This is a genomic window from Pseudomonas saliphila, assembly GCF_008638345.1.
Taxonomy (GTDB): Bacteria; Pseudomonadota; Gammaproteobacteria; order Pseudomonadales; family Pseudomonadaceae; genus Halopseudomonas; species Halopseudomonas saliphila.
Genome location: NZ_VTVA01000004.1, coordinates 118,876 through 132,756 on the forward strand (window position 1 = coordinate 118,876; position 13,881 = coordinate 132,756).

The following is a 13,881-nucleotide window of genomic DNA, read 5'->3' on the forward strand; positions in this document are numbered from 1 at the left end:
GTAGTGCGTTATTTGTTCAGATTGTCGGCGTAGCGCTGACAGTGGAAATCACTATTGCCAAGCGCAGCCTGCGCGACGCGGATGCGCTTCAGGAACAGTCCCACATCATATTCGTCGGTGACGCCGATCCCGCCGTGCATTTGTATGCCTTCGTTACTGACCCGCTGCGCGGCCAGATTACATTTCCACTTGGCCAGGCTGACCAAACGACGCCGTTCAGGAACGGCCAACCCAGGCTGCTCCAGCGCTTCGAAAGCACCCATGACCGTGCTGCGTGCCAATTGCAGATCAGTAAATAGGCGGGCAGCGCGGTGCTGCAGGGCCTGGAAGGTGCCGATAGGTGCGCCGAACTGTACGCGGGTCTTGAGATACTCCACTGTCATCCCGAAGACGGTTTCGGCCATGCCGAGCAATTCGGCCGCCAGGCAGGCCCGTCCGCGGTCAAGTGCCAGTTCAAGCGCCTGTGTAATATCGGCCGAACCCAGTTGCGCGCTAGCGGCCAGGCGGACATCTTCCAATACCAGCGCGGCATGGTTACGTGAATCAATCAGGCTACGCGCAGAGCAGCGTGCGCCCTCGCTATTGGCCGGCACCTGGAACAATCCGATTGAACCGTCCTCCAGACGCGCCACCACCAGCCAGGCGTCCGCTTCAAGCGCGTCATCAACCAGGGCTTTGTGCCCGTTCAAAACCAGTTCGTCGCCCGCCAGTTGGGCTGTGGTGCGGATGTCATCTGGTGCATGCCGGACGTTTTCCTCAAGCGCCAGCGCCAGGCGCAGCTCGCCGCTTATCAGTTTCGGGATCAGCTCCTGCTTCTGCGCTTCGCTAGCCAATTCTTCCATTAGCGCGCCGCATAACACCACGCTGCTCAATAAGGGAGAGGCACCAAGATGCCGGCCGAGTTGCTCGAACAAAGGTGCAAAACCACCGAAACCGAATTCCAGACCCTGATAGTCTTCGGCGAAAGCAACAGCACTCCAGCCAAGCTCGATCATGCCTTGCCATACCTGCGGATCAAAACCCGCAGCAATCTGCTCGTCGCGCACCCGACGCTGAACCGCCACCGGTGACCGAGCGGCAAGAAAATCGCGAGCGCTGTCATGTAACTGCTGCTGTTCGTCGCTATAGATAAGACTCACGGCGCTCTCCTCATTTGGACTCAGGCAGGCCAAGCACCCGCTTGGCGATAACATTGAGCTGCACTTCCGAAGAACCGCCAGCTATGGTTTGGGCATAACTCATCAACCAGGACCCGGTCAGGTCGAGTTCCTGCTGACTGAAGCCTTCACCCTCCCAGCCCATTGCCTGATGCCCCATCAGTTCGAGCAGCAGCTCGAATTTCTCGCGCTCCTGTTCGCTGTGCACCAGTTTGGAAATCGCTACCAGGCCAGATACGTCCTGGCGCGCACGCATTCCTTCCACAATTTGGCGATTGCTCAGGCTGAACGCCTGCTCTTCCATCAGGCAGGCAACGGCGCGCTGTTGCAGGACGATTTCAGCGGGAGACTGGGGGTCAGGCAAATAGCGCTGCAGGTGCTCAAGCATGTCGAAATGCGTGGGCAGCGCGAACTCGCTGAACTTGGACATGGCGCGCCGCTCGTGCTGCAGCAGCGCCTTGCCCAGCGCCCAGCCCTTGTTGAGTTCGCCGATCAGCTGGGTCTTGGGAATGCGCACATTATCGAAGAACACCTGACAGAAGCTGGACTTGCCGCTGATCAGATCTATCGGCGCCACGGTCACGCCAGGAGACGCCATATCCAGAACAACGAGGCTGATACCGGCCTGTTTGGGCACCATCGGACCCGTGCGTACCAGGGCGTACATCCAGTCGGACTTGTTGCCATAGGAGGTCCAGATCTTGGTGCCGTTGATCACGAACTCGTCGCCGTCCTCGACCGCACTGGTGCGCAGGCTCGCCAGATCCGAGCCGGCATTCGGCTCTGAAAACCCCTGACACCAGCGGATCTCGCCGCGCGCCATGGGTGGCAGAAACTGCTGCTTCTGTTCCTCGCTGGCATATTCCAGCAGCACCGGGCCGAGCATCCAGATACCCAGGTTGATCTGCGGCGGCCGACACCGCAGACGGCGCATTTCGGCTTCAAGCACCGACAGCTGCTGCGGGCTCAGGCCACCACCGCCGTATTCGGTTGGCCAGTCCGGACAGAACCAGCCACGGTCGCGCATGCGCTCGAACCACAGACGCTGGTCTTCATTCTTGAATTCGACGGTGCGTCCGCCCCAGACCATCTCATCGGAGGGCATCGCGGTTCGCATGGAAGCCGGGCAGTTGGCTTCCAGCCAGCTGCGGACCTCCTGGCGGAATTGTTCTATATCGCTCATTAGTCGCTCGCCTGTCATCGTTGACCAAACCCGAAACCATGCGTCGGTTCGGTTTTAGGAAACCTTTGCCGACTCTAATTAGCCGGTGGAGGGTTGGCGTCGTCCGGATGGACGACACATCACCATGAATTAACTGCGCAGGATAATAGCCCACAGCCATCTGTCGGTAGTCAGCCTGGTTTGGCTGGCTGACCGGTAGGGCCGGTTCTTATGCCGTGTTGTGGTTTCGAGCCGCCGCCAGACCGGCCTGGCGACCGAAGAAGGTGGAATCGCCGAGCGACAGCCCAGAGCTGTAACCCTCACCCCAACGCGGCAGACCACAGGCGGTGCGGCCCGCTGCATAGAGCCCTGCAATCGGATTACCATCGGCGTCGAGCACTTCGCCGTTGGGCCGGGTCGCCAGTCCGCCAAGGGTGAAGGCATGCCCCTGGAAGTCGCCCTGGCAATAGCTGATGGCGGCAAACGGGGGCTTGGTCAGCGGTCGCAGCCATTCCGCGGCCTTATACAGATACGGGTCCTGGCCCTGCGCCGCATGCCGGTTGAATTCGTCAACGGTGTGTACCAGGGCACCTTCGGGCAATCCCAGCTCCTGCTCGATCTCGCCCCAGGTCTCGCCGACCGCAGCAATCTGGATGTCCGGCTGGATAACCGGCCGCCCGAAAATCTCTTCGTCGACCAGCAGCCAGACGCGGCCGTTTGGCTGGCGCAGCACATAGTGGGCAACACGACCGTGGTAGCTGTCCTCATTGACGAAGCGCTGGGCGCGTTCATTGATAAAGATGCCCTTGACCAGCGATTCCGGCGGAAAGAACGGCAACGTGGCAAAAAACTCCTGCATGTTCAGGGTGGCCGCGCCGACGCCGACACCCATGCGGATACCGGACCCGTCATCATTGCCTGCCGACACCTGCAGCTCACACGCCTGGGCCGCCGGTACAAAGCGCTTGACCATGTCCTCGTTACAGATGAAACCGCCCGCACACAGGATGACGCCCTTGCGCGCCCGGACAAAGCGCAGCACGCCATCGATGCGCACCACCAGTCCCCTGGCCGCCCCGTCGGCATCGACGATCAGCGTCACGGCCCTGCTGTTGTAGTGGTCGCGAACGCCCAGCTCAATAGCGCGCTGGCATAACTTTTTCATCAGGCGCTTGCCGCCGCCCCAGCCGGTGAACTGCACTGTATGGCCACGGGGGGCGGGCCTGGCGTTCTCAACATAGGGCCAGGCCTTTTCATTACCGGACCACAGCAGCGTGTCATCGGTAGTCGGTTCGATCCATTTGCCCGGCAGATAGGTGCCTTTGAACGGCACGCCCTGCTCCCGCAGCCAGGTAAAGTGTGCCGCGCCGTTTTCCGCGTAGAGCCCGACCCGCTCGGCGTCCGCCGCCGGCCCACCGGCCATCATCAGATAGGTCTTGAAGTCCTCCGTGGCATCCTCAAAGCCGGCTTCACGCTGCACATCCGTGCCACCGCTGCCACCCACATAGACCTCACCACCTGACAGGCTCGCGCTTCCCCCCGGGGCGTCAGCCACTTCAAACACATCGACCTCGGCGCCGGCCATGCGCGCTTCGATCGCAGCGCAACTGCCAGCCGCGCCAAAGCCAACAATGGCCACATCCGTTTCAATATCCCAGTGGGTTACGTCTTCGATCCGGCATGGCCGGGCGGGTGTATAGGTCTTGTTCATATCTTTTCCTGGACTCTGTAATGGATCACCAACGGTTAGGACACGCGTTACATCGCAGCGGCCGCCTGCTTGTTCAGTACCGGGTCGCCTGGTTGCCCCAACACACAGGAAGTGCCGCCCTCGGTGTACATCATCGCAACGCAGCGATTGCAGGAGGTGCAGGCCGAGACACTATTGGTGCCCTCGGCAAACTGGTTGACCAGCGAAGGATCAAAGATCAGTGCCCGTCCCATGGCGACGGTATCGAAGCCTTCGGCCAGAACCTGATCCACTCCCGCAGCGCTTTTGATCCCACCCAGATACGCCAAGGGCATCTTTACTGCCGCGCGTACCTTGCGTGAGTGCTCAAGCAGATACAGTTCGCGAAAATCCACCTTCTTTTCAGTGAACTGCTGGATAAACATCGCGGCCTTGACGATAGGGTTAGTCACTGACGCCCGGTTCTCCGCCGGAAAGGATGAGCCGAACATGGTGGTGATGGATTCGGCATTCATGCCAGCACTGAGCACCAGCAAATGGGCGCCCTCTCGCTCCAGAATCCGGGCAATCTGAGCCCCGTCATCCGCGCTGTTACCCTGGCTGACGCCGTCGGTCACGCTGAATTTGCAGATCACCGCGAGGTCGGCGCCGACTGCATCGAGTACGTGCTTCAGTACCATCACCGGAAAGCGCATACGGTTCTCGATGCTGCCGCCGAATTCGTCCTTGCGCTTGTTATACAGAGGAGAAATGAACTGGCTAAGCAGGTAGCCATGTCCCATATGGATCTCGACCGCATCGAAACCGGCCTCACGAGCCAGTTTTGCGCCGCTGGCAAACTCATTGGCTATCCGATGCATATCGCTATGATTCATCTGCTGCTTGAAATACAAACCGCTCATCAAGCCGATCTTGTTAAATCCGCCGCTGGCCGACAACGGCCTTTTGGTGCTCAGGTCGGCGAGGAATGTGAAACAGCCGCCGTGGGTGATTTGTGCGGAGACCGCCCCACCCTGTTCATGTACTGCATCAGTCAATGCGCGCAGATGCGCCAGGGTTTGAAGCTCGAGAGTGATCTGGTCGGGAAAGGTGCGACCGTCCCGGCTGACGGCGCAATAGGCCACGGTAGTCAGAGCTGCGCCGCCAGCTGCAATATCAGCATGGAATTTCACCAGCTGCTTGGACGGCACCCCGCCCCGCGCCATTCCTTCGTTGGTCGCTGCCTTGATAAAACGATTCTTCAACAGCAGAGGACCAATCACCAGCGGCGTTAAGGCGGCGGCGGATACGGAGGAAACTGTGTCACTCATGGGATGAATCTCCAGGCAGGGTATGACCGTCCACGGTCGAATGAATGCGACAGCGGGTCTCGACCATGCGCCAGCCGGCCTCGGTCAGCCGGTAACGGTCTTCATAGATCCCGCCGATCTGGCGGGTGATGCCGGTCTCTGCATCCAGGTTGAAGTAATACAAAGCCCAGCGCCCTTGCGCTTCGGTGGGCGAGTTCAGAACGATTTCAGGATTAGCGCCGTGGTGCAAATCGATCACCTGAGGCTGACAAGCCAGGCGCGTGTAAAGCGCGATAAAGCTGTCACGATCATGGAAAATGCCGAGAGGGCCGTAATCGATGGTGATCGCCCCGGGCGCGAAGCACTCGCGTATCTCATCAACGGCCTTGAGATCGCAGGCGTTGAAATAGCGGTGCTTGAGCAGACGGATCTGTTCCAAAGCCTCGAGCTGTTGGAGTCGCTGCTCCATCGCCAGCATGCTTGCTGTGTCCATACACTAAGTTCCTTATCCCACTCGCGCCGGATGCACTGATACAGGCCCACCCAACTGGTTGCGCAAGGATGCCGGCTGGCGCCCCCCGGTATCAGCAATGCCGTAGCGCACTGCCTGCTCGGCACTGATCAGGGTCTGCCCACTCAGCTGAGCCAGCGTCGGATCATTCAGCAACGCATGAATCACCCGGCCATTGAATTCGGGCGTCTCCGCTTGAGCTATGAAGGCTGCATAGTCCACGCCGCTGGAGGCACCGACCAGCGCGCTACGTTCGGTGTGCTGCAAACCAAGCCATAACGACAAGGTAGAGACGCCAGTGCCTTCTAGATCAACCGCCATGTCCGCAGCCAGCTTGTCGCAACCCGCTTTCTGGGCACCATAGGCCGGGCCATGCATATAGCAGTTGGCGCCATAGGATGAAATGAAGGCAATCAGGCCACGGGGCGCTTGAAGCAACAGCGGGACAGCGTAATAACTGGCGACATACGCCGAACGCAAGCCCACGTTAAGCATGTCCACCATACCCAGCGGCTTGTTCCAGAACGGCCCCGGAGACACCAGGCTCTCGTGCAGAAAGGTCGCGTTGTTAACCAGTAGATCCAGTCGCCCCTGCTCTGCCCGTATGCGCTCGAACAAGTCGGACACCTGCGCATCGTCGGCATGATCACAGCTAACCGCAACCGCACGACCTCCGGCGGCGCGGACCTGCTCGGCGGTTTCCTCCAGATTGCCGCCCAACTGCTGGCCGTTGACCTTTTCCTGCCCGAGCCCGCCCAGCGTTCGGCCGCTCAGATAGACCGTCATCCCGGCTGCGCCCAGCGCAACAGCGATGCCCCGCCCTACGCCGCGACTAGCGCCCGTGACTACCGCAATACCGCCCTCTGCCGACCCCATGAACTGCTCCCATGACGAAATCCTCGTTCCTTTTTATGGGGTTACAAAGATTGCCGCATCGTCTGATCAGACGACACAGTAGGTACAGTCGGGATCCCAGGAACTACTCCAAATGGAGGAGGAAAGGCTTGCCTTGATCGCCTAATCTCGTGGCAATGGATTCATCGGCATGGTGCCAAATAAGACCTGACAAAAGGGGCAAACCATGAAAACAAGAAAATGGCCGTTCTGGTCCGCTGTGGCTATGAGCTCACTGATTGGGCTTAGTGCACTGGCGTACACTTATACCGACGCCGAGCGTCACGCGTCCCAATGCAGCGCCCATTCTGCTACTTGCGGCGCTCCGGCAGTCTCCATCAACCAGCTATTCAGTTATTGAATAGTTACAAGCCTCACTAAAAAAACCGGCAGAATTACTGCCGGTTTTTTTTGGAGTTTGGGGTCTATAGCCGTTTCGTCGCGAGTCGCGACCAAACGGCTACGGTTTCTAGCGAGAGCGCGGCATACCCAATCCAAACTGAGCGATCAGCTCGCGTTGGATTTCGTTGGTCCCGCCGCCGAACGTCAGGGTGACACACGCCCGGACGTCGTATTCGAGCTCCCCAAGCAGCGCCGATGCAGCCGAGCCATCACGCACCAGCCCATTGGCGCCCATCACTTCGGTCAATTTTCCGAGAATACTGACGACTGATTCCGACCCGTACACCTTGGTCGTAGAGGCAAGCGCCACATCCATATGTTCGCGCTCAAGGTCTGCAGCAATACGAAAGTTGATCAGGCGCATGGCGTCGATTCTGGAGTAGCACTCAGCTAGCAGGCTGCGCACCCACGCCTTGTCCATCGCGCGCCGGCCCCGCTCATCGGGCTCCTTGGCCCACATCAGCACCTTGCGGTATATGCCTACCACCCGATCCGACCAGGACCCAAGGCCAAGCCTTTCATGATTCAGCTGAGCGGTAACCAGCTGCCAGCCCTTGTTCAGCTCGCCAACCAGCATGTCCTTCGGCACTTTGACGTTATCGTAATAGGTCGCCGCTGTCGGATTGCTCGAGGTCGGAATCAGCGTGTGGGAGAAACCCTCAGCCGCGGTATCGACAATCATGATCGAGATACCCTTGTGCCGCGCCTCGTCCGGGTTGGTGCGTGCGGCCAGCCAGATGTAATCCGCCGAATGCGCACCCGAGGTCCAGAGCTTGTTGCCGTTGACGACAAAATGATCTTCCTCTACCCGCGCTGATGTCTTCAGCGTGGCCAGATCGCTGCCGGCGCCCGGCTCGGAATAACCGATCGCGAAATGAATTTCGCCAGCGGCAATGCCGGGCAGGAACTTGTCCTTCTGCGCCTGAGTGCCGTAGCTCATCAACGCCGGCCCTACGGTGCTGATGGTCACGAACGGCAAGGGCGCGCCAGCGATATTGGCTTCCTCAAAAAAGATCAGCTGCTCGGTCGGGCCGTAGCCCTGCCCGCCGTATTCCTTCGGCCAACCCACGGCGAGCCAACCATCCTTGCCCATCTGTCGGACCAGCCGATTCGAGGTTTCTGTACCTTCGGCGCCGCGAAGTTCGCGACGCAAGTCGTCTGTCATCAAGTTATTGAAATAGTCCCGTACCTTGATACGTAGGGCTCTTTGTTCCGCTGTCAGATCAACGAACATTCTAACCTCCTCAGGCTTCGCCCAGAATCAGGCCGCTGGTGGGCACACCCGTCCCGGCGGTAACCAGCACATTCTCAACATTATCAACCTGGTTCACTGCGCTGCCCCGCACCTGGCGGACGGCCTCGGCGATACCGTTCATGCCGTGGATATAGGCTTCACCGAGCTGACCACCATGGGTGTTGATTGGCAGTTTGCCGCCACGGGCGTGATGACCGGCACGGATGAATTCCTTGGCTTCGCCGCGCTCGGCAAAACCGAACTCTTCCAGCTGCGGCAAAACGAAGGGCGTGAAGTGGTCATAGATGACAGCGGTCTGGATCGCATCGGGGCCCAGGCCGGACTGTCGATAGATCTCCTTGGCGACCACGCCCATTTCCGGAAGACCGGTAATATCGTCGCGGTAGAAGGAGGTCATGCTCTGCTGCCCATCGGCGATACCCTGTGAGGCACCCTTGATGATGACTGGCTTCTGCTTCAGGTCGCGGGCCCGCTCGACCGATGTAATCACCATGGCTACGGCGCCATCGGACTCCTGGCAGCAATCGAGCAGATGCAGCGGCTCACAGATCCAGCGCGAGTTCTGGTGCTCTTCCAGGGTAATCGGCTTCTCATAGAAAAAGGCTGCCGGGTTGGTGGCCGCAAAATCCCGGACGGCCACCGCTACCCGACCGAAGTCCTCGGACGTTGCGCCATAGGTATGCATGTAGCGCTGGGCAAACATGCCGACCCAGGCCGCAGGCGTATGAAAACCGTGCGGCATGTACCAGCCATAGTTCACGTTGTCGAAAATCGGTGACGAAGCAAAGCCATAACTTCCCGTGCCAAAGCGATACCAGGATCGCTCGTTCATTGCGCGATATACCACCACGGTCTTGGCGACGCCGGTGGCGACCGCCATGGCCGCATGCATGACCGGCCCACAGGCAGCACCGCCGCCATGTGGCACCTGGGAGAAGAACTGTACGTTGTCACAGCCCAGCAGACGGGCAATCTCATACTCCGGAACCTTGTCCACCGAGTAGGAACTGAAACCGTCTACATCCTTGGGATCGATACCCGCGTCGGCCAGCGCAGCCAGCGTCGCCTCCATCGCCAGACGCAGCTCGGTGCGCCCTGAATTCTTGGAAAACTCCGTGGCGCCGAGACCAGCAATGGCCGCCTTGCCGGAAAGCAGTGAATCACTCATATATGCAATCTCCGTTATGCGGGAAGAACCACGGTGACCTGTCCGGTCACATGGTTGCCCATGGAATTTTTCCCCTTGAGACTCACGACCAGAGAACGGTCAGACTCGCCCCGCTCGCTGACCTCGCCAGAAAAGGTCATGGTGTCGCCCGGATAATTGGGCGCTCCCAGCTTGATGCGCAGATCCCTGAAGGTGGCCAGTGGGCCGGCCCAGTCCTCGACAAAGCGCTGAACCAGCGCACTGGTGGTCAGAATGTTCATGAAGATGTGCGGCGAACCCAGCTCGCGGGCAGCATCAACATCATGATGACCAGGGAAGTAATCCCGGGTGGCGATGGCCCCGCCATTGATCAAGGTGACGGTGACCGGAATAGCCAGCTCGGGGAGCTGCTCACCCAGGTTCGTTTCAGCAAATGCTCTGGTTTTCATCGAGGTCATATTTCCATCCCAGCTTGTCATTGTTGGCCAACCAGTCACCCAGACGCTCAAGGTTGGCGGCAGGGCCGCCCAGTACCGTGGTCAAGTGCCGGCTCCAGTAGAGAAAACGGTGGATCGGATACGTCAGATCGACGCCGATACCGCCATGTACGTGCTGCGCTTTATGGCCGACCAGGTGGGCCGCCTCACATGCCAGATAGCGAGTCGCCAATGCCTCTGAATCGCTCGGCAGGTCGTTATCCAGCCGATAACACAGCTGAAACAGGGAGCTACGCAGCGCTTCCAGCGCGATATAGGTATCGGCCATGGTCATTTGCACGGCCTGGAAGGTGCCAATGGCGCGTCCGAACTGCTCACGTTGATTGATATATTCGACAGTGCGCCGCACCTGCTCATCGCTGACACCCAACTGCAATGCAGCCAACGCAGCCGTTGCGCGCTGATCCAGCCAGGCCACAGCCTCGGCCGGCAGAACCTGGGCAGCATCGAGCAGGACATTGTGGCAGTGAATATCCGCAACGGCCTGACCGTGGTTAGCGACCCCCTCAACCAGTTCGACGCCTTCAGCGCGTGGGTCCAGCAGCACCAACCGCAAACCTTCAGCCGACTCGGCAACGAGCAGCACGCGATCTGCCTGGGCAGCAAGCACTACCGCTCCGGCTTCGCCCTGCAACTGCAAATGCTCGCCTGTCTGAACCAGTTGCAAACCCGGCCCGCGGCTGGACGTGAGCCCTTCCAGGGACACACTCAGCAGATTGGTGCCGGCAGCCGCCTGCTCGATGAGCTCGCGATGCTGCCCGGCGGCGTAGCGTGCCAGGCAGGCGGCGGCCAGCTGATGCTGCCATAAGGGAACGTGCGCCAAACCCGACCCTTGAGCCTTGAGCACGCAATACAGATCAAGAATTCCCATGGCGCTACCGCCGAATTCTTCGGGTATGGCCAGGGCATGCAGCCCGGTATCTATGCAGGTGGCCCACAGGTCACCCATGAAGGGTTGCTGGTCGAGATCAAAAGCCCGCATGCGATCGTCGGTGCAGTAATCCCGGAAAACACTATCGGCCATCTCGGCAATGGCCCGCTGGTCGTCTGTTAGCGCAAAATCCATACAGCCTCCTTATTCGGCAACCGGCCGAAATTGCGGCAAAGTCTGTTGATCATCGAAACGCTCGAACTCAACCTGCAGGCGCTGACCGATCTTCAGTTCGTCCCGTTCGATACCCACCAGACCGGCGATCAGGCGCACGCCCTCGTCCAACTCGATCAGACCTATCGGGTTCGGGTAGTCAAAGGGAGGCACTTCCGGGTAATGCATCACGACAAAGGAATACAGCTCGGCCTTACCGCTCGCTTCCACCGTGTCCCAGTCAAAGGCGTGGCACTTGGCACAAACAGGCGCCGGGGGGTGGCGCAACGTCTGGCAACCCGTGCAACGCTGGATCAGCAGCTTGCCCGCCTCGCACCCTTCCCAGAAGAAACGGGTGTCATCGCTGATACCGGGTAGTGGCCGCTTGGCGGCCGGCTTCTCGGCCTTGCCCGCTGGCTTTTCCTCAGCTTTGGGGCGCTGCGCCGGCTTGAATTTGAAGACTCTGAACAGCTGCTTGCCGACTGGCTCATCCGGCTTACCCTCGGCAGTCTCGGAGAAGTACGCCATCAGCACCGTGACAAAGAAACCGGTTCCCAGCGGGGTGGTCTTCTCGTCACTGACGCTATCGACCTTGCTGGTGAAGTACAGCCGTTCGCCCGCCAGAATATGACGATCAAAATACAAGTCTGAATTCACCGCGACCACAGCCGGGTAGCCGTAGGGCTCGATTACCTTGAGCACTTCAAAGTTGTTTTCATCGGTCGAGCCCGGCGGATAGTTCTCCATATCCAGTCCGGCCATGCACCACACCTGCAACATGGCGGGCGGCGCGACAACATCGGCGAAGCCGGCATCACGGGCAAAGGCAGGGTCGGTATACAGCGGATTACTGACCCCCATGACCTCGCACCAGTGACGGATCATGGGCGCATTCACCTTGTCCCATGCATAGACGCGGCCATACTCGCGTCCGACCATGGCCCGTACTTTTTCAATCAATTCTTGATCAGCCAAGTTCGTCTCCTGATTGTTCTCATGGACGGCGCCAGCGTTGACGCCATCGGATTGGTCACGCTTTACCCGTGGTAGAAGCCTGAAGAAACGCTGGTTTTTCACCGCCACCGTGCAATAAAAGGTTGGTACCGCTGAAATAGCTGGCTAACGGCGACGCGCCGTACAGGCAGGCATTGGCCACATCCTCTGGCTCGCCCATACGCCCGGCGGGAATCGTGGCGCCGACCGCTGCGATCCCTTCGGCGTCGCCGTAATGCAGATGTGACTGCTCGGTTCGGATCAGCCCCGGACTGATGGTCAGCACCCGCACCCGGGGTGCCCACTCGACCGCAAGCGAACTGGCCAGGGCAACGATACCGGCCTTGGCCGCACCATAGGCGGCCGTACCGGGAGAGGGTCGCGAGGCGCTGACGGAGCCGATAAAAATAATCACCCCGCCCTGCCCCTGCTGTTGCATGATCTGATTGGCCAACTGGGCTACGTTTAATGGAGCAACCAGGTTGAGCCGGATAATGCTTTCGCTGAAACGCGGCGAGGCGGTTGCCGCCTCCACCGCCGGGCTGCCGCCAGCATTGTTGATCAACACATCGAGCCGCCCGTATTGGTCGCAGATTGCGGTGAACACTTCAGCCATGGCGTCATAGTCACGCACGTCCGCGCCCATGAACTGCGCCCGGCGGCCATCGGCCTCCGGTAACTGTTCAGGCTCTTGCCGGCCACAGACGACAACCTGCGCCCCGGCGGCAAGGAAACTTCTGGCAATGCCGGCACCAATGCCTTTGGTACCACCGGTAATTAGCACTACCTTGCCGCTATAATCGAGATGATCTGGGGACTGCATCCGACGTTCCTCTTCCAATGGTCTATCCACACTGTATTGGCTGCGTCTGGCCTGCTCGTCGTCTGAACGGACGATGAGACGCACCGCCCGGGTCGCAACAATCCCCGCAGACTCCCCCACCCCTGAAGGCACCCTGCATATGAGTGAAACTGAACAGCCCAGCGTGCTGCTGGATCATCCAGCCGACGGCGTCGCACGGCTAACCCTCAATCGGCCGCACGTAACCAATGCACTGAGCCTCGAGCTTCAGGCATTGCTGTCCAGCCACTTTTCCGATCTGGCGCTCGATCCGCAGGTACGCTGTATCTTGCTGACCGGCGGCGATCGGGCATTTGCAGCGGGCGGTGATATATCGAGCATGGCGGGGGTAGGTCCGATCGACATCTACCAACGACATACCGAGCGTGTCTGGGCACCGATCCAGCATTGTCCCAAACCGGTCATCGCAGCGGTGTGCGGTTACGCCTATGGCGGCGGCTGTGAGTTGGCAATGCACGCCGACATCATCATCGCCGGAGAAAGCGCGCGGTTCTGCCAGCCTGAAATCCGCATCGGCATCATGCCGGGCATCGGCGGAACGCAGCGCCTGGTGCGCGCCATAGGCAAGGCCAAGGCCATGCAGATGGCACTGACCGGTCGCCCCATTACTGCGCAGGAAGCCTGCATTGCCGGACTGGTTAGCGAAGTGGTTGCAGACGAAGAGGTACAGAACGTCGCGCTTGAACAAGCCACTCTGATCGCAGCCATGCCGCCCCTGGCGGCCGAACAGATAAAGGAAGTCATTCTCGCAGGGATGGACGCCTCTCTCGAAGCGGGCCTGGCGCTGGAGCGCAAGGCCAATGCACTGCTCTTCGCCTCCCGGGATCAGAAGGAAGGCATGAACGCGTTTATCGAAAAGCGCCGGCCACAGTTCACCGGGAATTGAGCCGTTAGCGGTATCAGCGGCAAACCGACTATGGGCCAGATGCAAAAAATCC

General features: G+C 59.8%; 13 protein-coding genes. 1 reads left to right on the forward strand and 12 read right to left on the reverse strand.

Annotated features, from left to right (window positions below):
• Nucleotides 1–8: 8 nt before the first annotated feature.
• The 12 genes from FHK95_RS06105 to FHK95_RS06160 all read right to left on the reverse strand — a co-directional run bounded on the left by FHK95_RS06105 (nucleotide 9) and on the right by FHK95_RS06160 (nucleotide 12,904).
• Nucleotides 9–1,139, reverse strand: a complete 1,131-nt coding sequence (locus FHK95_RS06105; protein ID WP_150303710.1) for an acyl-CoA dehydrogenase family protein — start codon at nucleotides 1,137–1,139, stop codon at nucleotides 9–11.
• 10 nt (nucleotides 1,140–1,149) lie between these two features.
• Nucleotides 1,150–2,340, reverse strand: coding sequence for an acyl-CoA dehydrogenase family protein (locus FHK95_RS06110; RefSeq protein WP_150303711.1), 1,191 nt, complete (start codon nucleotides 2,338–2,340; stop codon nucleotides 1,150–1,152).
• Between the two features lie 208 nt (nucleotides 2,341–2,548).
• Nucleotides 2,549–4,030, reverse strand: a complete 1,482-nt coding sequence (locus FHK95_RS06115) for an FAD-dependent oxidoreductase (protein WP_150303712.1) — start codon at nucleotides 4,028–4,030, stop codon at nucleotides 2,549–2,551.
• Nucleotides 4,031–4,077: 47 nt separating this feature from the next.
• The gene (locus FHK95_RS06120) at nucleotides 4,078–5,319 is read right to left on the reverse strand and encodes an NADH:flavin oxidoreductase (RefSeq protein WP_150303713.1); all 1,242 of its coding nucleotides are present in this window, start codon (nucleotides 5,317–5,319) and stop codon (nucleotides 4,078–4,080) included.
• A complete protein-coding gene (locus FHK95_RS06125) occupies nucleotides 5,312–5,791 on the reverse strand; it encodes a nuclear transport factor 2 family protein (RefSeq protein WP_235906725.1) in 480 nt (159 codons plus the stop codon). Before FHK95_RS06125 ends, FHK95_RS06120 begins: the two co-directional genes overlap by 8 nt.
• A 12-nt stretch (nucleotides 5,792–5,803) precedes the next feature.
• Nucleotides 5,804–6,685: an SDR family NAD(P)-dependent oxidoreductase gene (locus FHK95_RS06130; RefSeq protein ID WP_150303714.1), complete on the reverse strand. Its 882-nt coding sequence runs from the start codon at nucleotides 6,683–6,685 to the stop codon at nucleotides 5,804–5,806.
• Between the two features lie 487 nt (nucleotides 6,686–7,172).
• Nucleotides 7,173–8,339: an acyl-CoA dehydrogenase family protein gene (locus FHK95_RS06135; protein WP_150303715.1), complete on the reverse strand. Its 1,167-nt coding sequence runs from the start codon at nucleotides 8,337–8,339 to the stop codon at nucleotides 7,173–7,175.
• 10 nt (nucleotides 8,340–8,349) lie between these two features.
• Complete coding sequence (locus tag FHK95_RS06140) at nucleotides 8,350–9,528, reverse strand: lipid-transfer protein (RefSeq protein ID WP_150303716.1); 1,179 nt, start codon at nucleotides 9,526–9,528, stop codon at nucleotides 8,350–8,352.
• A 14-nt stretch (nucleotides 9,529–9,542) separates the two neighbouring features.
• A complete protein-coding gene (locus FHK95_RS06145) occupies nucleotides 9,543–9,965 on the reverse strand; it encodes a MaoC family dehydratase (RefSeq protein ID WP_150303717.1) in 423 nt (140 codons plus the stop codon).
• The gene (locus FHK95_RS06150; RefSeq protein WP_150303718.1) at nucleotides 9,934–11,070 is read right to left on the reverse strand and encodes an acyl-CoA dehydrogenase family protein; all 1,137 of its coding nucleotides are present in this window, start codon (nucleotides 11,068–11,070) and stop codon (nucleotides 9,934–9,936) included. The genes FHK95_RS06145 and FHK95_RS06150 overlap by 32 nt, the downstream gene beginning before the upstream one ends.
• Before the next feature lie 9 nt (nucleotides 11,071–11,079).
• Entirely contained in the window at nucleotides 11,080–12,063 is a 984-nt protein-coding gene (locus tag FHK95_RS06155; RefSeq protein WP_178114724.1) for a bifunctional MaoC family dehydratase N-terminal/OB-fold nucleic acid binding domain-containing protein, read from the reverse strand.
• Between the two features lie 55 nt (nucleotides 12,064–12,118).
• Complete coding sequence (locus FHK95_RS06160; protein ID WP_150303719.1) at nucleotides 12,119–12,904, reverse strand: SDR family oxidoreductase; 786 nt, start codon at nucleotides 12,902–12,904, stop codon at nucleotides 12,119–12,121.
• A 139-nt stretch (nucleotides 12,905–13,043) separates the two neighbouring features.
• Here FHK95_RS06160 and FHK95_RS06165 point away from each other — a divergent pair, with 139 nt between their 5' ends.
• Complete coding sequence (locus FHK95_RS06165; RefSeq protein WP_150303720.1) at nucleotides 13,044–13,829, forward strand: enoyl-CoA hydratase; 786 nt, start codon at nucleotides 13,044–13,046, stop codon at nucleotides 13,827–13,829.
• Nucleotides 13,830–13,881 lie beyond the last annotated feature (52 nt).

Coding starts and splice junctions, on each gene's coding strand:
- FHK95_RS06110 (WP_150303711.1), bottom strand. CDS start 2,340: ATGAGCGATATAGAACAATTCCGCCAGGAGGTCCGCAGCTGGCTGGAA.
- FHK95_RS06115 (WP_150303712.1), bottom strand. CDS start 4,030: ATGAACAAGACCTATACACCCGCCCGGCCATGCCGGATCGAAGACGTA.
- FHK95_RS06120 (WP_150303713.1), bottom strand. CDS start 5,319: ATGAGTGACACAGTTTCCTCCGTATCCGCCGCCGCCTTAACGCCGCTG.
- FHK95_RS06125 (WP_235906725.1), bottom strand. CDS start 5,791: ATGGACACAGCAAGCATGCTGGCGATGGAGCAGCGACTCCAACAGCTC.
- FHK95_RS06130 (WP_150303714.1), bottom strand. CDS start 6,685: ATGGGGTCGGCAGAGGGCGGTATTGCGGTAGTCACGGGCGCTAGTCGC.
- FHK95_RS06135 (WP_150303715.1), bottom strand. CDS start 8,339: ATGTTCGTTGATCTGACAGCGGAACAAAGAGCCCTACGTATCAAGGTA.
- FHK95_RS06140 (WP_150303716.1), bottom strand. CDS start 9,528: ATGAGTGATTCACTGCTTTCCGGCAAGGCGGCCATTGCTGGTCTCGGC.
- FHK95_RS06145 (WP_150303717.1), bottom strand. CDS start 9,965: ATGACCTCGATGAAAACCAGAGCATTTGCTGAAACGAACCTGGGTGAG.
- FHK95_RS06150 (WP_150303718.1), bottom strand. CDS start 11,070: ATGGATTTTGCGCTAACAGACGACCAGCGGGCCATTGCCGAGATGGCC.
- FHK95_RS06160 (WP_150303719.1), bottom strand. CDS start 12,904: ATGCAGTCCCCAGATCATCTCGATTATAGCGGCAAGGTAGTGCTAATT.
- FHK95_RS06165 (WP_150303720.1), top strand. CDS start 13,044: ATGAGTGAAACTGAACAGCCCAGCGTGCTGCTGGATCATCCAGCCGAC.